This window comes from Streptomyces sp. DS1-CR2, from assembly GCF_055760475.1.
This window is the reverse complement of sequence record NZ_CM147085.1, coordinates 2,317,436-2,333,375: the sequence shown is the minus strand read 5'-3', so window position 1 is coordinate 2,333,375 and position 15,940 is coordinate 2,317,436. Positions and strand designations below refer to the sequence as shown.

Here is a 15,940-nt window from a genome sequence, read left to right as displayed (position 1 = left end):
CCGCACCGCGAGGAGACTCCGTGGCCACCGATGCATCGCCACCGTCGAAAAGCGGCTCCAGCACCCGACCCGCACCGCCCTCCACGGAGGAATTCATCGCGGAGCAGGAGAGCGCGGAGTTCGCCGAACTGCGACATGCCCACCGCTCGTTCGCCTTCCCCCTGACCGTCGCCTTCATCGCCTGGTACCTGCTGTACGTACTGCTGTCGAACTACGCGGGCGACTTCATGGGCACCAAGGTCTTCGGCAACATCAATGTCGCGCTGGTCCTCGGCCTCGCCCAGTTCCTGACCACGTTCCTCATCGCCTGGTGGTACTCCCGCCACGCCGCCACCAAGCTCGACCCCAAGGCCGAGGCGATCAAGTCCCGGATGGAGGGCGGCGCATGAGCTCCGCAGTCACGCAGGTAATCGCCGCGGGTGAGGCGAGCGAGCACCGGCCGCTGATCATCTCCCTGTTCGCGGTGTTCGTCCTCGCCACCCTGGTGATCACCGTCTGGGCGGGCCGCCAGACGAGGAACGCCTCCGACTTCTACGCGGGCGGGCGCCAGTTCACCGGCTTCCAGAACGGGCTCGCCGTCTCCGGCGACTACATGTCCGCGGCCTCGTTCCTCGGCATCGCCGGAGCCATCGCCCTCTTCGGCTACGACGGCTTCCTCTACTCCATCGGCTTCCTCGTCGCCTGGCTCGTCGCCCTGCTCCTGGTCGCCGAGCCGCTGCGCAACTCCGGCCGCTACACGATGGGCGACGTCCTCGCCTACCGGATGCGCCAGCGCCCGGTCCGCACCGCCGCCGGCACCTCCACGATCGTCGTCTCGATCTTCTACCTGCTCGCGCAGATGGCGGGCGCGGGCGTCCTCGTCTCGCTGCTGCTCGGCATCACGTCCGACGCGGGCAAGGTCGGCATCGTCGCCCTCGTCGGCGTCCTGATGATCGTGTACGTCACCATCGGCGGCATGAAGGGCACCACCTGGGTCCAGATGGTCAAGGCGGTGCTCCTGATCGCGGGCACGATACTGCTCACCTTCCTGGTCCTGCTGAAGTTCAACTTCAACATCTCCGACCTGCTCGGCAAGGCGGCCTCCAACAGCGGAGGGGGCGCCGCGTTCCTGGAGCCCGGACTCAAGTACGGCGCCACGTCGACGTCGAAGATCGACTTCATCTCGCTCGGCATCGCGCTCGTCCTCGGCACCGCGGGACTGCCGCACATCCTGATCCGCTTCTACACGGTCCCCACCGCCAAGGCCGCCCGTAAGTCCGTGAACTGGGCGATCGGCATCATCGGCGCCTTCTACCTGATGACGATCGCGCTCGGCTTCGGCGCCGCAGCCCTCATCAAGCCGGAAGAGATCATCGCGTCCAACCCGGCGGGCAACACGGCGGCGCCGCTCCTCGCGCTGCACCTCGGCGGGGTCGACTCGTCGTGGGGCGCGATCCTCCTCGCGACGATCTCGGCGGTCGCCTTCGCCACGATCCTCGCGGTCGTCGCGGGCCTGACCCTCGCCTCGTCCTCGTCGTTCGCGCACGACATCTATGCGAACGTCATCAAGAAGGGCAAGGCATCCGAGAAGCAGGAGATGAAGGCGGCCCGCTGGGCGACCGTCTTCATCGGCGTCGTCTCCATCGGCCTCGGCGCCCTCGCCCGCGACCTGAACGTGGCCGGCCTGGTCGCGCTCGCCTTCGCGGTCGCCGCCTCCGCCAACCTGCCGACGATCCTCTACAGCCTCTTCTGGAAGCGTTTCACCACCCAGGGCGCACTCTGGTCGATCTACGGAGGCCTCTTCGCGGCGGTCTTCCTGGTGCTGTTCTCGCCGGTCGTCTCCGGGAACCCGAAGACGTCCATGTTCAAGGGCGTCGACTTCCACTGGTTCCCGCTGGAGAACCCGGGCATCATCTCGATCCCGGTCGGCTTCCTGCTCGGCTGGCTCGGCACCGTCCTGTCCAAGGAGAAGGCGGACGCCGGCAAGTACGCGGAGCTCGAAGTCCGCTCCCTCACCGGTACGGGAGCCCACTGACCTCGGGATTCGAACGGCCGCGTCGCAGATCCTCGTATGGAACTACGATGCGGCCGTCCCGCTCCCGTGGGATCGGGAGCCCCTGATGTCAGGCCCATCACGTAGGCTCGCTCTATCAGATCCGCATCGGAGAGGGGGCCCACGTGCTGATCGACACTTATGGCCGAGTGGCCACCGACCTCCGCGTCTCGCTGACCGACCGGTGCAATCTCCGGTGTACATACTGCATGCCCGAAGAGGGCCTTCAGTGGCTGGCCAAGCCCGATCTGCTCACGGACGACGAGATCGTCCGGCTCATCCGGATCGCCGTCACCCAGCTCGGCATCACGGAGGTCAGATTCACCGGCGGCGAGCCCCTGCTGCGCCCCGGCCTCGTCGGCATCGTGGAGCGGGTGGCCCAGCTGGAGCCCCGCCCCCAGATGTCCCTGACGACGAACGGGATCGGACTCAAGCGCACCGCCGCCGCCCTCAAGCAGGCCGGCCTCGACCGGGTCAACGTCTCGCTGGACACCCTGCGCCCCGACGTCTTCAAGACGCTCACCCGGCGTGACCGCCACAAGGACGTCATCGCCGGCCTCGAAGCCGCCAGCGACGCCGGGCTCACCCCCGTCAAGGTCAACTCCGTGCTGATGCCGGGGCTGAACGACGACGAGGCACCCGACCTCCTCGCCTGGGCCGTCGAGCACGACTACGAGCTGCGCTTCATCGAGCAGATGCCGCTGGACGCCCAGCACGGCTGGAAGCGCGACGGCATGATCACAGCCGGTGACATCCTCGCGTCCCTGCGCACGCGCTTCGACCTCACGGCCGAGGGTTCCGACGAGCGGGGTTCCGCCCCCGCGGAGCGCTGGCTCGTGGACGGCGGACCGCAGCGCGTCGGCGTCATCGCCTCCGTCACCCGCCCGTTCTGCTCGGCCTGTGACCGCACCCGGCTCACCGCCGACGGACAGGTGCGCACCTGCCTGTTCGCCAGTGAGGAGACGGACCTGCGCGCGGCCCTGCGCTCGGACAGCGGGGACGAGGAGATCGCCCGCATATGGAAGCTCGCCATGTGGGGCAAGAAGGCCGGCTCCGGCCTGGACGACCCGAAGTTCCTCCAGCCCGAGCGCCCGATGTCGGCGATCGGCGGCTGAGCCGGGGCGCTCAGCCCTCGCGGTCCCCGGACTCCCAGTCCTTGAGCGCGACGACGTCCTTCAGGAAGCCGCGCACACCGAGAAACTGGGAGAGATGCTCGCGGTGTTCGTCGCACGCGAGCCACGTCTTGCGCCGCTCCGGCGTGTGCAGCTTCGGGTTGTTCCAGGCGAGCACCCAGACCGCGTCGACGCGGCAGCCCTTGGCGGAACAGATCGGGTTTTCGTCACTCACAGGTACCGCCCCAAACACTTACGCGCCCAAACAAAGGCGACGCCGAGCAGCCACGGGGGGAGCTGCCCGGCGTCGGTCCGTCGCTCCGACGGGGGATGCGGAGCGCGTACGAAGTATGTCATGGGGGACCGGCCGCCCGGCACCGGAACTACATGATTGATCTGAGCTTTTCTTGAGCTTTGCGGATCGCCGGTGGTCAGCCGCGCTCACCCGAGTGATCACGCAGCTCCTCGTCGTGCGCACCGGTGTTGTCCTGCGGAACGGATTCCGCGGGGGCGGTGGCGTCGGGCGGTGTGAGCATCGGCCGCATCGGCGCGGTGACGAACGTCGACGGCAGGGAAGGGACGTTCTCCCGGCCCGCGTTGGCGATGACCACGGCGATGTAGGGGAGCAGCAGACCGAGTACCAGGGCTGCGATCGCGACCGGGCGTTCCACGTTCCACAGAGCCACGCCGAGGATCACGGCGAGGGTGCGGACCGACATCGAGATGACATAGCGGCGCTGCCTGCCGCGGACGTCGGCGGCGAGGCCCTGCCTCGCCCCGGTGATCCGGAAAACCTCGCCGCTGCTCTGCTTCCGCATCACATTCCACCGCCTGCCTGCCATGCCGGACTCTCCCCGGTCCGGACTGCCTCCACGGTACGCCCGGCTTCCTCCGCGTTCGAGCGCGGGGCGGGCCGGCCTGCGCGTACGTGTTGCGCCGTACCGCGTACGGATGCGCCCGACATGCGCCGTATGGCGGATAAGCTGAGACTGGGCGCAGATGCGCACAGAGCGCCACAGAGGAGGCGACAACATGAGCTGGTTGTGGGCGATCATCGTGGGTCTGGTGCTCGGACTGATCGCGAAGGCGATCCTTCCGGGCAAGCAGCAGATCCCTCTGTGGCTGACCGTCATCTTCGGGATCATCGGCAGCATCCTGGGCAACTCCGTCGCCGCCTGGATCGGCGTCAGCGACACCAAGGGCATCGACTGGACCCGTCACCTGCTCCAACTGGCCGGAGCCGTGGTCATCGTGTGGCTGGGAGACATGGCCTGGGTGGCCATGCGAGGCAACAAACAGCGAGCCTGACCCAGCCGGAAGGGCGGCCCCGCACCAGGTGCGGGACCGCCCTTCCGGCTGTGACTTCAGCCCTGCGCGCTCAGGCGCCGACGACCTCGATCGCCGCCAGGTTCTTCTTGCCGCGGCGCAGCACGAGCCAGCGCCCGTGCAGCAGCTCGTCCGCGGTCGCCATCGCGTCCTCGGCGGCGACCTTCACGTTGTTCACGTACGCGCCGCCCTCCTTCACCGTGCGCCGGGCGGCCGACTTGCTCGCCACGAGGCCGACCTCGGCGAGCAGGTCCACGACCGGGCCGAGCGTGTCGACCTTCGCGTGCGGCAGCTCAAAGAGCGCGGCCGCGAGAGTCGCCTCGTCCAGCTCACCCAGGTCGCCCTGCCCGAACAGCGCCTTGGACGCGGCGATGACCGCGGCGCACTGGTCGGGGCCGTGCACCAGCGTCGTCAGCTCCTCGGCGAGGGCCCGCTGAGCGGCGCGTGCCTGCGGCCGTTCCTCGGTGACCTTCTCCAGCTCCTCCAGCTCCTCGCGGGACTTGAAGGACAGGATCCGCATGTACCTCGAGATGTCCCGGTCGTCCACGTTCAGCCAGAACTGGTAGAACGCGTACGGCGTCGTCATCTCCGGGTCCAGCCAGACGGCGCCGCTCTCGGACTTGCCGAACTTGGTGCCGTCCGCCTTCACCATCAGCGGCGTCGCCAGCGCGTGCACCACGGCGTCCGGCTCCATGCGGTGGATCAGGTCGATGCCCGCGGTGAGGTTGCCCCACTGGTCGCTGCCGCCCTGCTGGAGCGTGCAGCCGTAACGGCGGTACAGCTCCAGGAAGTCCATGCCCTGCAGGAGCTGGTAGCTGAACTCCGTGTAGCTGATGCCCTCCTGGGACTCCAGGCGGCGGGCCACGGAATCCTTGGTGAGCATCTTGTTGACGCGGAAGTGCTTGCCGATGTCGCGCAGGAACTCGATCGCGGACAGGCCCGCGGTCCAGTCCAGGTTGTTCACCATCGTCGCGGCGTTCTCGCCCTCGAAGGACAGGAACGGCTCGATCTGGGAGCGCAGCCGGGACACCCAGTTCGCGACGGTCTCCGGGTCGTTCAGCGTCCGCTCGGCGGTCGGCCGGGGGTCACCGATCTGGCCGGTGGCCCCGCCCACGAGCGCCAGCGGACGGTGACCCGCCTGCTGGAGCCTGCGGACGGTGAGCACCTGGACCAGGTGGCCGACGTGCAGGGAGGCCGCGGTCGGGTCGAAGCCGCAATAGAACGTGACGGGACCGTCCGCGAGCGCCTTGCGCAGTGCATCTTCGTCGGTGGACAGGGAGAAGAGTCCCCGCCACTTCAGCTCGTCGACGATGTCCGTCACGGTCGTGTGTCTCCTTGAACAGTGCTGATGGGTCAAACAGTGCTGGTGAGTACTCGGCCAGTGTATGGGCGAGTCTATGGGGGTCAGACGCCCTGGCTGACCGAGCTCATGTTGAAGTCCGGCACCCGCAGGGCCGGCATGGCAGCCCTGGTGAACCAGTCGCTCCACTCCCTGGGCAGCGTCTTGTCCGTCCGCCCGGCCTCCACCGCGCGCCCCAGCAGGTCGACGGGCGACTCGTTGAACCGGAAGTTGTTCACCTCGCCCACCACCTCGCCGTCCTCCACGAGGTACACCCCGTCCCGGGTCAGACCCGTCAGGAGAAGTGTCGCCGGATCGACCTCGCGGATGTACCAGAGGCAGGTCAGGAGCAGCCCGCGCCCGGTGGCCGCGACCATCTCGTCCAGGGAGCGGTCCTCGCCCCCGTCCAGGATCAGGTTGTCGATCGCCGGCGCCACCGGGAGGCCGGTGAGACCCGCGCTGTGCCGGGTCGTCGTCAGATGGGCCAGCTCGCCCTCGCGCACCCAGTCCGTCGCCGTCAGCGGAAGACCGTTGTCGAAGACGGAGGCGCTGTCGCCCGAGGCATGGGCGAGGACGAACGGCGCCGACTCCAGGCCCGGCTCGTTCGGGTCGCTGCGCAGCGTCAGCGGCAGCTCCGTCAGCCGCTCGCCGACGCGCGTGCCGCCGCCGGGCTTGCTGAAGACGGTCCGGCCCTCGGCGGCGTCCCGGGCCGCGGCCGACCACAGCTGGTAGATCAGCAGATCGGCGACCGCGGTCGGCGGCAGCAGCGTCTCGTAGCGGCCGGCGGGCAGCTCGATGCGGCGGCGCGCCCAGTCGAGGCGCTGCGCCAGCTCGGCGTCCAGCGCGCCCGGGTCGACGTCCTTGAAGTCGCGCGTAGAGCGTCCGGCCCACGCGGAACGCGTCCGGTCCGGCGACTTCGCGTTCATCTCCAGCGTCCCGTTCGGCTGGTCGTGCCGCAGGCGCAGGCCCGTCGACGTACCGAGATAGCTGGATACGAGCTCGTGGTTGGCGAAGCCGTACAGCCCACGGCCGCCGGCCCGGGCGCGGGCGAACGACTCGCCCAGGGCCGGCGCGAAGTCCGCGAAGACGGCCGACGAGGTCTCGGCGGGAGCGTCCGTGAAGTCGCCGGAGTGCGGCACTCCGGACACCAGCGGCCCGGCGTCCTCCGCGGGCGCCGCGCCCCGGGCCGCGGCCTCGGCGGCCCGCACCAGGGGTTCGAGGTCGGCCGCGGTCACTCCCGAGCGCGAGACGACCCCGGAGGCCGTGCCCTCCTTGCCGTCGACGGTCGCGATGACGGTGAGGGTGCGCCCGCGCGTCACACCGTTCGTCGTGAGCGCGTTGCCCGCCCAGCGCAGATTCGCGGTGGACGTCTCGTCGGCGATGACCACGCAGCCGTCCGCCGAGGACAGTGCGAGGGCACGCTCGACGATCTCGTGCGGTTTGTTCGTCCGAGGACTCATAGGGCTCACCGTCCGGCCTCCTGCGTGGTGTTCAGGCTGTGCTCGCCCGGGGGACGACCCCCGGACCCCCGGCAGACTCCGTGGCGTCCGGTCATCGTCCCGCCTCCTGCGTGGTGTTCAGAATGTTCACGCCCTTGAAGAGGGCGGAGGGGCAGCCGTGCGACACCGCCGCGACCTGTCCCGGCTGGGCCTTTCCGCAGTTGAACGCGCCGCCCAGCACGTACGTCTGCGGTCCGCCGACCGCCGCCATCGAACCCCAGAAGTCGGTGGTCGTGGCCTGGTAGGCGACATCGCGCAGCTGTCCGGCGAGCCGTCCGTTCTCGATGCGGTAGAACCGCTGCCCCGTGAACTGGAAGTTGTAGCGCTGCATGTCGATCGACCAGGACCGGTCGCCGACGACGTAGATCCCGCGGTCGACGCCCCCGATCAGGTCCTCGGTCGACAGACCGCCCGGGTCCGGCTGCAGCGACACGTTCGCCATCCGCTGGACGGGCACATGGCTGGGGGAGTCCGCGTAGGCGCACCCGTTCGACCGGTCGAAGCCCGTCAGCTTCGCGATACGGCGGTCCAGCTGATAGCCGACGAGCGTCCCGTCCCTGACCAGGTCCCAGGACTGCCCGGCCACGCCCTCGTCGTCGTACCCGATGGTCGCGAGGCCGTGCTCGGCCGTGCGGTCACCCGTCACGTTCATGATCTCGGAGCCGTACTTGAGCTTCCCGAGCTGGTCGAACGTGGCGAAGGACGTGCCCGCGTACGCCGCCTCGTAGCCGAGCGCACGGTCCAGCTCGGTCGCGTGGCCGATCGACTCGTGGATGGTCAGCCACAGGTTGGACGGGTCGACCACGAGGTCGTACAGGCCGGCCTCGACGCTGGGCGCCCGCATCTTCTCGGCGAGCAGCTCCGGGATCTCGGCCAGCTCGCGGTCCCAGTCCCAGCCGGTCCCGGTGAGGTACTCCCAGCCGCGGCCCACCGGCGGCGCAAGCGTCCGCATCGAGTCGAACTCGCCGCTCGAACCGTCCACGGCGACCGCCGTCAGCTGCGGATGCAGCCGTACGCGCTGCTGCGTCGTCACCGTCCCCGCCGTGTCGGCGTAGAACTTGTTCTCGTGCACGGTGAGCAGCGAGGCGTCCACATGGTCGACGCCGTCCGCACCGAGGAGCCGCGCACTCCAGTCGGCGAGCAGCCCGGCCTTGTCCTCGTCCGGCACGGAGAACGGATCGATCTCGTACGAGGACACCCACGTCCGGTCCTCGTGCACCGGCTCGGCGGCCAGCTCCACTCTCTCGTCCGAACCCGCGGCCTTGATCACCTGCGCCGACAGCTTCGCCATCGCGACGGCCTGCGACGCCACCTTCGCGGCCGCGTCCATCGTCAGATCCACGCCCGACGCGAAGCCCCATGTGCCGCCGTGCACGACCCGTACCGCGTACCCCAGGTCCGTGGTGTCCGACGAACCCGCGGGCCGCGCGTCCCGCAGCCGCCGCTCCGCGCTGCGCACCCGCTCCAGGCGGAAGTCCGCGTGGTCGGCGCCGAGAGCCCGCGCGCGGGCCAGCGCGGCATCGGCGAGGGCCCGCAGCGGCAGCGCCGTGAAGGCTTCATCGATCGAATGGGGCACGGATGTTCTCCCTGCTGTCGGAGACGCTGTCGTAAGCGCTGTCAGGAGCCTCGGGCGCCGGCCGCTCCCGGGTGCGGGCGCCGGCCAGCCCCGATCATGTCGCGTCGGCGGGCCCCGCGGCCACACTTTTCTGTAGGGACCCGACAGCGACTCACCTGCGCCACTGTCGGTGGTCGATTCTCCGTATCCGGGGCGGTACCGATAGGTTTTCGAGGTACCAGACCGCTATGGAAAGGGTGATCCGTTGAGCCGCTCGGTTCTCGTCACCGGAGGAAACCGGGGCATCGGCCTCGCCATCGCCCGTGCATTCGCCGACGCCGGCGACAAGGTCGCGATCACGTACCGCTCGGGCGACGCGGCCGAGCTGGAGAAGGCCGGCTTCCTCGCCGTCAAGTGCGACATCACCGACAGCGAGCAGGTGGAGCAGGCGTACAAGGAGATCGAGGAGAAGCACGGTCCCGTCGAGGTCCTCGTGGCCAACGCCGGCGTCACCAAGGACCAGCTCCTCATGCGCATGTCCGAGGACGACTTCACGTCGGTCCTCGACACCAACCTCACCGGCACCTTCCGCGTCGTGAAGCGTGCCAACCGCGGCATGCTGCGCGCCAAGAAGGGCCGCGTCGTGCTGATCTCCTCCGTGGTCGGCCTCCTCGGCTCCGCCGGACAGGCGAACTACGCCGCGTCGAAGGCGGGTCTGGTCGGTTTCGCGCGCTCCCTCGCCCGTGAGCTCGGGTCGCGCAACCTCACTTTCAACGTCGTCGCGCCCGGTTTCGTCGACACCGACATGACCAAGGCGCTCACCGACGAGCAGCGCGAGGGCATCGTGAAGCAGGTGCCCCTCGGCCGCTACGCGCAGCCCGAGGAGATCGCCGCGACGGTGCGGTTCCTCGCCTCGGACGACGCCTCGTACATCACTGGAGCCGTCATTCCCGTTGACGGCGGATTGGGCATGGGTCACTGATCACCATGAGCGGAATTCTCGAGGGCAAGCGCGTCCTGATCACCGGTGTGCTGACGGAGTCCTCCATCGCCTTCCACGCCGCGAAGCTGGCCCAGGAGCAGGGCGCGGAGATCATCCTCACCGCCTTTCCGCGGCCCACGCTGACCGAGCGCATCGCCAAGAAGCTCCCCAAGCCCACCAAGGTCATCGAGCTCGACGTCACCAACGACGAGCACCTCGGCCGCCTCGCCGAGGTCGTCGGCGAGGAGCTCGGCGGCCTCGACGGCGTCGTGCACTCCATCGGCTTCGCGCCGCAGGACGCCCTCGGCGGCAACTTCCTCAACACCCCGTTCGAGTCGGTCGCCACGGCCATGCACGTCTCCGCCTTCTCTCTGAAGTCGCTGACCATGGCCTGCCTGCCGCTGATGCAGAACGGCGGCTCGGTCGTCGGCCTCACCTTCGACGCCCAGTACGCCTGGCCGCAGTACGACTGGATGGGCCCCGCCAAGGCTGCCCTCGAGGCCACCAACCGGTACCTCGCGCGCGACCTCGGCAAGCAGAACGTCCGCTCGAACCTCATCTCGGCGGGCCCGCTCGGCTCCATGGCCGCCAAGTCCATCCCGGGCTTCAGTGAGCTGGCCGCGGTCTGGGACGACCGCGCCCCCCTGGAGTGGGACCTCAAGGACCCGGAGCCGGCCGGCAAGGGCGTCGTCGCTCTCCTGAGCGACTGGTTCCCGAAGACCACCGGCGAGATCATCCACGTCGACGGCGGTCTGCACGCGATCGGCGCCTGATCACCCGTACGTGGCCGACGCCCCGTTCCCCGCAGCGCGCGGGGGGCGGGGCGTCACCCGTTCGGCCCACTGGCCGGGCGGGCGCGACGGGTGAGCACGCAGGCTGAGAAGGCGTTCGTTCCCCCTCTCCCGTACGGCCGAGGAGGTCCCCTTGTGCGCCTTTCTCAGCGCGGTACCCCGGTACTCGCAGCCCTCGTGCTCCTCTTCGCGGTGCCGTACGACGCCGCTTCCCACCCCGTCCGGACCGCGCCCCACGCGCGCGTGCCCGACAGCCCGGACGACCGCAGGACCGAACCCTTCGGAGCGGACTGCCGGGTGACCGTCTCCGGTTCGGACGTGACGGCGTACTGCCACAACCCGTATCCGGCGACCGACGGGGTCAGCCTCCATGTCGAGTGCGACCGCTGGTGGGACATAGACAGCGACGGCGGGCAGGTCCCGGCCGAGGCCGCCGAGACCGTGCGGCTCACCGGCCGGTGCTGGAAAGAGGTCCGCTCGGCCTGGATCAGCCACGCCAAGGTCGACAGCTGAGCGCTGGGCCCCGGCTCGGGTTTCTGCTCAGTGAGCGGCGGGGTGGCCCGGCAGGCACAGGAACGGATAGCGCGCCGCCTCCGCCGCCGCGGCCTCCGCGTCGCCCACGCGGATCGCGTCGAGCAGACCCGCGTGGTCCATGTGGTTCTCGGGCCTCAGCTCCTCGCCCACGTCCACACGCAGGACGTCCCGCAGGACCTCGCCGAGGTCCGCGTACATCGCTGTCATGACGTCGTTGTGGGACGCGGCCACGACCGCCAGGTGGAAGGTCGCGTCGGCCGCCACGAACGCCTCCGCGTCGCCCGACGCCCACGCGTCCTCCCGGCGCACCATCAGCGCGTCGAGCTGCTTGAGATCGCGCTCCGTACGGCGCTGCGCGGCGAGGCTCGCGGCGCTGGACTCCAGGGTCGAGCGCAGCTCGGCGATGTGCCGGGGGTCGGCGTCGGCGAACCTGCGCTGCATCACGCCCGCCAGCTCGCTGGTGGCGACGACATACGTGCCCGAGCCCTGCCGGATGTCGAGCAGGCCGTTGTGGGCGAGCGCGCGCACGGCCTCGCGCACCGTGTTGCGCGCGACGCCGAGCTGCTCGACCAGCTCGGGCTCGGTCGGGATGCGGGAGCCCACCGGCCACTCGCCCGACGAGATCTGGGCGCGCAGCCCGGCGATGACCTGTTCGGAGAGAGCCGATCGCCTGGGGGAGGTCAGCGGCATGAGGGTCCTTGGTTCGATGACTGGGGCGGGGCGGGGCGGGGCGGGGCGGGGCGGGGCGGGCAGGGAACGGGCGCGGGCGGTGCGTCGCGCCAAGTGTGACGCAAACCGATTGGACACCCAATCATCCCATGATTCTAAGATGAGGTCATGGCCAGTGAGGAAGCCCCGACGATGACGCAGACCCCGATACGTACCGAGAGCGCACCCGAAGCGAAAACAGCCCCCACGCGCGCGTGGGCCGTGCGCCTGATGATCGTGGGCATCGTCCTCGCGGCTCTGAACCTGCGCCCCGCCATCACCAGCCTCGGAGCCCTCCTCGAAGAGGTGCGCGACGGGCTCGGCATGAGCGGCAGCGTCGCCGGCCTCCTCACCTCCGTACCCCCGCTCTGTTTCGCGATCTTCGGAGTGATGGCGCCCCGGCTCGCCCGCCGCTTCGGCCCCGGCGCCGTGGTGTGCGCCGGCATGGCCGCGATCGCCGCCGGTCTGGTCATCCGCCCGTTCACCGGCAGCACCGTCGGCTTCCTCGTCGCCAGTGCCCTCGCCCTCATGGGCATCGCGGTCAGCAACGTCCTCATGCCGGTGATCGTCAAGCGCTGGTTCCCCGACCGCGTGGGCTCCATGACCGGCCTCTACTCGATGGCCCTCGCGCTCGGCACCTCCCTAGCGGCGGCCGTGACCGTGCCCATGACGGACGCGCTCGGCGGCAGCTGGAAGACCGGCCTCGCCCTCTGGGCCTCGCTCGCCGTGGCCGCCGTCGTCCCGTGGGTCCCGCTCGCACGCGAACGGGGCGCCGAGGGCGGCGCCACCGCCGGCACCCCGCAGCGGGACGACGGCCTGCGCATCACCCGCAGCCGCACCGCCTGGGCGCTCGCCGCCTTCTTCGGCCTCCAGGCCACCGCCGCCTACATCACCATGGGCTGGATGGCGCAGATCTTCCGCGACGCCGGCGTCTCCGCGGGCACCGCGGGCGTGCTGCTCGCCGTCACCATGGCGATGGGCGTACCGCTCGCCTTCGTCATCCCGCGCCTCGCCACGCGCCTGCCCAGCCAGGGCCCCATCGTGATCGCCCTCGGCGTGTGCGGCCTCGCCGGTTACGCGGGCCTCTACTTCGCCCCGTCCGGCGGCGCCTGGGCGTGGGCCGTCCTCCTCGGCATCTCCAACTGCGCCTTCCCGCTCGCCCTGACGATGGTCGGCATGCGGGCGCGGACCGGCACGGGCGTCGCCAAACTCTCCGCCTTCGCCCAGAGCACCGGCTACCTGATCTCCATCCCCGGCCCGCTGCTCGTCGGCGTGCTCTACCAGCACAGCGGCGGCTGGGGCGTCCCGATCGCGCTCATGGCGGCGCTGATGGTGCCGCAGATCGTGGCGGGCGTCATCGCGGGACGCAACCGTACGGTCGAGGACGAGGCCGCTCCGGCCGCGGCGGTCTGACGTCGGCCCATGGCCCACCCCGGCTCCGCGAGCCGGGGCAAAGGGTGCGAGACTGACCGCATGTCGCCTGTGCTCGACCCGAACCCCCAGAACGGCCAGAAGAAGCTCCTCATCGTGCTCGGCTCGATGCTGGCCATCACCGTGATCATCGCGGTCATCGCCTCGATCGCCTCACCGTGATCATGGCCGCCATCGTGGTCGTCGCCTCACCGTGACAGCGGTCGGGCCCGTTCGCGGTCGGCGTTGGTGGTGCTGGCACCACCAACCCTTAGGGGGTCAGTGTCAGGGTCAACTGGGTGGATCACCGGATGGGTTGAGGGCCTGACCTTCCGTAAATTCGAGAGGTGACCGCGAGCACCGCGGACCACGGCACCGAGCATCTCGAGGACCCCGGAGGCGTCATGTCGGCCCCTACGCACACCCGGCCCCACCCGGCCTCAGCGGGCGGCGTCGACGTCAGGCTCCCGTGGTGGGCGATCGCCCTGCCCGCGATCACCTTCGCCGTGCTCCTGCTCCTGATAATCAACCCTGCCGACGCGCACGCCGCGACAGGCGAACCGGCGGTCGGCCAGCTCCTCGACCGCATCCAGCAGGCGGTGCTGCACACAGCCCCGTGAGCAGCCCGCACGGCGCGTCACCCGTGCCGGTCGAGCGCGTCAACTCCCTGCGCCCCGTGGCCGGTTTCATGCGAAGCTGGGACCCATGAGCGTCGCAGAACCCCGCAGGATTGTCCTTTTCCGGCATGCGAAGGCGGACTGGCCCCAGGTCTCCGACCACGAGAGGCCGCTCGCCGAGAGGGGCCGAAAGGACGCCCCCGTCGCCGGCCGCAAGCTCGCCGACTCCGGTATCGACCTCGACCTGGCCCTCTGCTCGACCGCCGCGAGGACCCGCGAGACGTGGAAGCTCGCCGTCCACGAGCTGCCCCACCGACCCAGGACGGTGTACGAGGAGCGGATCTACGAGGCCTCGCCCGGTGAGCTCATCGCCGTGCTGAACGAGACCCCGGACGACGTGCGGAGCGCGGTGCTGGTCGGCCACAACCCCGGGATCCAGGGCCTCGCCGAGATCCTCTCCGGGCAGGTCGAGGGCGACGCGGGGGAGCGGATGGCCCGGCGCGGCTTCCCGACCTCCGCCTTCGCGGTCCTGTCCTTCACCGGCTCCTGGAAGTCCCTCGAACCGGGCACCGCCACCCTTATCGACTACTGGGCACCGTCCAAGTGACCCGTCCGCCGGCGGCCGGACCCTGATATGCCGACGGGCCCCGGTACCGCATGGGTACCGGGGCCCGCCGCGTCAGTAACTGTCCGTGTCGACCGGAGTCAGTCGTCGTGGGCGTCCGCCGCCTCGACCTCTTCACGGGTGATGCCGAGGAGGTAGAGGACGGTGTCGAGGAACGGCACGTTCACCGCGGTGTGCGCGGCCTCGCGGACCACGGGCTTCGCGTTGAAGGCGACGCCGAGCCCCGCCGCGTTCAGCATGTCCAGATCGTTGGCGCCGTCGCCGATCGCCACGGTCTGCGCGAGCGGCACCCCGGCCTCCGCGGCGAACCGGCGCAGCAGCCGCGCCTTGCCAGCGCGGTCCACGATCTCGCCGGTGACCCGGCCGGTCAGCTTGCCGTCGACGATCTCCAGGGTGTTGGCCTGGGCGAAGTCGAGCCCGAGCCGGTCCTGCAGATCGTCCGTGACCTGGGTGAACCCGCCCGAGACGACGCCCACTTGATAGCCCAGCCGCTTCAGGGTGCGGATCAGGGTCCGCGCGCCGGGCGTGAGCCGCACCTCGGCGCGGACCTTGTCGACGACCGAGGCGTCGAGCCCGGCGAGCAGCGCGACCCGCGCGTGCAGTGACTGCTCGAAGTCCAGCTCGCCCCGCATCGCCGCCGCGGTGACCTCGGCGACCTTGTCCTCGCAGCCCGCGTGTGCCGCGAAGAGCTCGATGACCTCGTCCTGGATGAGCGTCGAGTCGACGTCCATGACGACGAGTCGCTGGGCGCGCCGGTGCAGCCCGGCCGCGACGACCGCGACATCGACGCCGAGCGCCGCCGACTCCGTCGCGAGCGCGGTGCGCAGGGGCTCGGTCTCCGCGCCGGAAACGGCGAACTCGACTGCGGTGACGGGGTACTTCGCGAGCCGGAAGATACGGTCGATGTTGCCACCGGTGCCGGTGATCCTGGCGGCGATGGCGGCCGTCGTCTCCGCGGTCAGCGGGTGGCCGAGGACGGTGACGAGGGAGCGGCCGAGCCCACGCGGACGGTTGTCGCCGATGCCCGAGATGATCTCGGCCTGCATCCGCATGGACTCCGCCCAGCTGTGGACGGTGGACCGCAGATCGCCCTCGAGACCGGGGGGCGGCTCCGTCACCAGGGCGCACAGCACGATGCGGCCCCGGGTGACGACCTGCTCGATGTCGACGACATCGACGGAGTAGGCGGCGAGGGTGTCGAAGAGCCCGGCGGTGATGCCGGGGCGGTCCTTGCCGAATATCTTGACGAGGAGCGTCGGGACGTCGTCCGGAACTGCGACCGGGACATCAGCGGGGTGGCGGGGCTGCGAAGCACTCATGGTGGTCCCACGTTATCCGGCCCGCGTCGCGCCGCGCGGCGGTGGTCCGCGTGGCGGACATGCGCGACGCGCACTCCGACCGGTCGGTCCG

General features: G+C 70.2%; 18 protein-coding genes. 11 read left to right on the top strand and 7 right to left on the bottom strand.

What is annotated here, in order from left to right; all coding sequences use genetic code 11:
• Positions 1-20: 20 nt before the first annotated feature.
• The 3 genes from ACY0PA_RS11545 to moaA all read left to right on the top strand — a co-directional run bounded on the left by ACY0PA_RS11545 (position 21) and on the right by moaA (position 3,147).
• Complete coding sequence (locus ACY0PA_RS11545; RefSeq protein WP_473084534.1) at positions 21-389, top strand: DUF485 domain-containing protein; 369 nt, start codon at positions 21-23, stop codon at positions 387-389.
• Positions 386-2,014 (top strand): solute symporter family protein, encoded by a 1,629-nt coding sequence (locus tag ACY0PA_RS11540; protein ID WP_473084533.1) that lies wholly within the window; start codon positions 386-388, stop codon positions 2,012-2,014. Before ACY0PA_RS11545 ends, ACY0PA_RS11540 begins: the two co-directional genes overlap by 4 nt.
• A 143-nt stretch (positions 2,015-2,157) precedes the next feature.
• Positions 2,158-3,147: a GTP 3',8-cyclase MoaA gene (moaA, locus tag ACY0PA_RS11535; RefSeq protein WP_399979709.1), complete on the top strand. Its 990-nt coding sequence runs from the start codon at positions 2,158-2,160 to the stop codon at positions 3,145-3,147.
• Positions 3,148-3,157: 10 nt separating this feature from the next.
• On the opposite strand, the gene ACY0PA_RS11530 is transcribed toward moaA, so the two are convergent.
• Together ACY0PA_RS11530 and ACY0PA_RS11525 are read right to left on the bottom strand one after the other, a co-directional pair.
• Positions 3,158-3,379, bottom strand: coding sequence for a hypothetical protein (locus ACY0PA_RS11530; protein ID WP_100592515.1), 222 nt, complete (start codon positions 3,377-3,379; stop codon positions 3,158-3,160).
• 196 nt (positions 3,380-3,575) lie between these two features.
• Entirely contained in the window at positions 3,576-3,962 is a 387-nt protein-coding gene (locus tag ACY0PA_RS11525; protein WP_473086296.1) for a DUF3099 domain-containing protein, read from the bottom strand.
• 214 nt (positions 3,963-4,176) lie between these two features.
• On the opposite strand from ACY0PA_RS11525, the gene ACY0PA_RS11520 reads away from it, so the two are divergent.
• On the top strand, positions 4,177-4,452 hold the full coding sequence (locus tag ACY0PA_RS11520; RefSeq protein ID WP_473084532.1) for a GlsB/YeaQ/YmgE family stress response membrane protein: 276 nt from the start codon (positions 4,177-4,179) through the stop codon (positions 4,450-4,452).
• Positions 4,453-4,522: 70 nt separating this feature from the next.
• Here the strand turns inward: ACY0PA_RS11520 and tyrS are convergent, their stop codons facing one another.
• The 3 genes from tyrS to ACY0PA_RS11505 all read right to left on the bottom strand — a co-directional run bounded on the left by tyrS (position 4,523) and on the right by ACY0PA_RS11505 (position 8,884).
• Positions 4,523-5,791 (bottom strand): tyrosine--tRNA ligase, encoded by a 1,269-nt coding sequence (gene tyrS / locus ACY0PA_RS11515; protein WP_473084531.1) that lies wholly within the window; start codon positions 5,789-5,791, stop codon positions 4,523-4,525.
• An 83-nt stretch (positions 5,792-5,874) separates the two neighbouring features.
• Positions 5,875-7,269, bottom strand: coding sequence for a metallopeptidase TldD-related protein (locus tag ACY0PA_RS11510; protein ID WP_473084530.1), 1,395 nt, complete (start codon positions 7,267-7,269; stop codon positions 5,875-5,877).
• A gap of 91 nt (positions 7,270-7,360) precedes the next feature.
• The gene (locus ACY0PA_RS11505; protein WP_473084529.1) at positions 7,361-8,884 is read right to left on the bottom strand and encodes a TldD/PmbA family protein; all 1,524 of its coding nucleotides are present in this window, start codon (positions 8,882-8,884) and stop codon (positions 7,361-7,363) included.
• Between the two features lie 244 nt (positions 8,885-9,128).
• On the opposite strand from ACY0PA_RS11505, the gene fabG reads away from it, so the two are divergent.
• The 3 genes from fabG (at position 9,129) to ACY0PA_RS11490 (ending at position 11,149) form a co-directional block, all read left to right on the top strand.
• Positions 9,129-9,845, top strand: a complete 717-nt coding sequence (gene fabG, locus ACY0PA_RS11500; RefSeq protein ID WP_116502852.1) for a 3-oxoacyl-[acyl-carrier-protein] reductase — start codon at positions 9,129-9,131, stop codon at positions 9,843-9,845.
• A gap of 5 nt (positions 9,846-9,850) precedes the next feature.
• Complete coding sequence (fabI, locus tag ACY0PA_RS11495; RefSeq protein WP_473084528.1) at positions 9,851-10,618, top strand: enoyl-ACP reductase FabI; 768 nt, start codon at positions 9,851-9,853, stop codon at positions 10,616-10,618.
• Positions 10,619-10,771: 153 nt separating this feature from the next.
• Positions 10,772-11,149, top strand: coding sequence for a hypothetical protein (locus ACY0PA_RS11490; RefSeq protein WP_473084527.1), 378 nt, complete (start codon positions 10,772-10,774; stop codon positions 11,147-11,149).
• A 27-nt stretch (positions 11,150-11,176) separates the two neighbouring features.
• On the opposite strand, the gene ACY0PA_RS11485 is transcribed toward ACY0PA_RS11490, so the two are convergent.
• On the bottom strand, positions 11,177-11,860 hold the full coding sequence (locus tag ACY0PA_RS11485) for a FadR/GntR family transcriptional regulator (RefSeq protein WP_473084526.1): 684 nt from the start codon (positions 11,858-11,860) through the stop codon (positions 11,177-11,179).
• A gap of 147 nt (positions 11,861-12,007) precedes the next feature.
• Here ACY0PA_RS11485 and ACY0PA_RS11480 point away from each other — a divergent pair, with 147 nt between their 5' ends.
• The 4 genes from ACY0PA_RS11480 to ACY0PA_RS11465 all read left to right on the top strand — a co-directional run bounded on the left by ACY0PA_RS11480 (position 12,008) and on the right by ACY0PA_RS11465 (position 14,512).
• Positions 12,008-13,291, top strand: a complete 1,284-nt coding sequence (locus ACY0PA_RS11480; protein ID WP_473084525.1) for a CynX/NimT family MFS transporter — start codon at positions 12,008-12,010, stop codon at positions 13,289-13,291.
• A gap of 60 nt (positions 13,292-13,351) precedes the next feature.
• Positions 13,352-13,471 carry an SGM_5486 family transporter-associated protein gene (locus tag ACY0PA_RS11475; protein ID WP_264484672.1) on the top strand — a complete coding sequence of 40 codons (120 nt, stop codon included), beginning with the start codon at positions 13,352-13,354 and terminating at the stop codon, positions 13,469-13,471.
• A 221-nt stretch (positions 13,472-13,692) separates the two neighbouring features.
• Positions 13,693-13,908 carry a hypothetical protein gene (locus ACY0PA_RS11470; RefSeq protein WP_473086295.1) on the top strand — a complete coding sequence of 72 codons (216 nt, stop codon included), beginning with the start codon at positions 13,693-13,695 and terminating at the stop codon, positions 13,906-13,908.
• An 85-nt stretch (positions 13,909-13,993) separates the two neighbouring features.
• The gene (locus tag ACY0PA_RS11465) at positions 13,994-14,512 is read left to right on the top strand and encodes a SixA phosphatase family protein (protein WP_326776438.1); all 519 of its coding nucleotides are present in this window, start codon (positions 13,994-13,996) and stop codon (positions 14,510-14,512) included.
• 98 nt (positions 14,513-14,610) lie between these two features.
• On the opposite strand, the gene serB is transcribed toward ACY0PA_RS11465, so the two are convergent.
• Complete coding sequence (serB, locus tag ACY0PA_RS11460) at positions 14,611-15,849, bottom strand: phosphoserine phosphatase SerB (RefSeq protein ID WP_473084524.1); 1,239 nt, start codon at positions 15,847-15,849, stop codon at positions 14,611-14,613.
• Between the last annotated feature and the right edge of the window lie 91 nt (positions 15,850-15,940).

What these genes read in the sequence shown, in the direction of transcription:
- ACY0PA_RS11540 (WP_473084533.1), top strand. Translation starts at nt 386, where the DNA reads ATGAGCTCCGCAGTCACGCAGGTAATCGCCGCGGGTGAGGCGAGCGAG.
- ACY0PA_RS11525 (WP_473086296.1), bottom strand. Translation starts at nt 3,962, where the DNA reads ATGCGGAAGCAGAGCAGCGGCGAGGTTTTCCGGATCACCGGGGCGAGG.
- ACY0PA_RS11520 (WP_473084532.1), top strand. Translation starts at nt 4,177, where the DNA reads ATGAGCTGGTTGTGGGCGATCATCGTGGGTCTGGTGCTCGGACTGATC.
- ACY0PA_RS11510 (WP_473084530.1), bottom strand. Translation starts at nt 7,269, where the DNA reads ATGAGTCCTCGGACGAACAAACCGCACGAGATCGTCGAGCGTGCCCTC.
- fabI (WP_473084528.1), top strand. Translation starts at nt 9,851, where the DNA reads ATGAGCGGAATTCTCGAGGGCAAGCGCGTCCTGATCACCGGTGTGCTG.
- ACY0PA_RS11485 (WP_473084526.1), bottom strand. Translation starts at nt 11,860, where the DNA reads ATGCCGCTGACCTCCCCCAGGCGATCGGCTCTCTCCGAACAGGTCATC.
- ACY0PA_RS11480 (WP_473084525.1), top strand. Translation starts at nt 12,008, where the DNA reads ATGGCCAGTGAGGAAGCCCCGACGATGACGCAGACCCCGATACGTACC.
- ACY0PA_RS11475 (WP_264484672.1), top strand. Translation starts at nt 13,352, where the DNA reads ATGTCGCCTGTGCTCGACCCGAACCCCCAGAACGGCCAGAAGAAGCTC.
- ACY0PA_RS11470 (WP_473086295.1), top strand. Translation starts at nt 13,693, where the DNA reads ATGTCGGCCCCTACGCACACCCGGCCCCACCCGGCCTCAGCGGGCGGC.
- ACY0PA_RS11465 (WP_326776438.1), top strand. Translation starts at nt 13,994, where the DNA reads ATGAGCGTCGCAGAACCCCGCAGGATTGTCCTTTTCCGGCATGCGAAG.
- serB (WP_473084524.1), bottom strand. Translation starts at nt 15,849, where the DNA reads ATGAGTGCTTCGCAGCCCCGCCACCCCGCTGATGTCCCGGTCGCAGTT.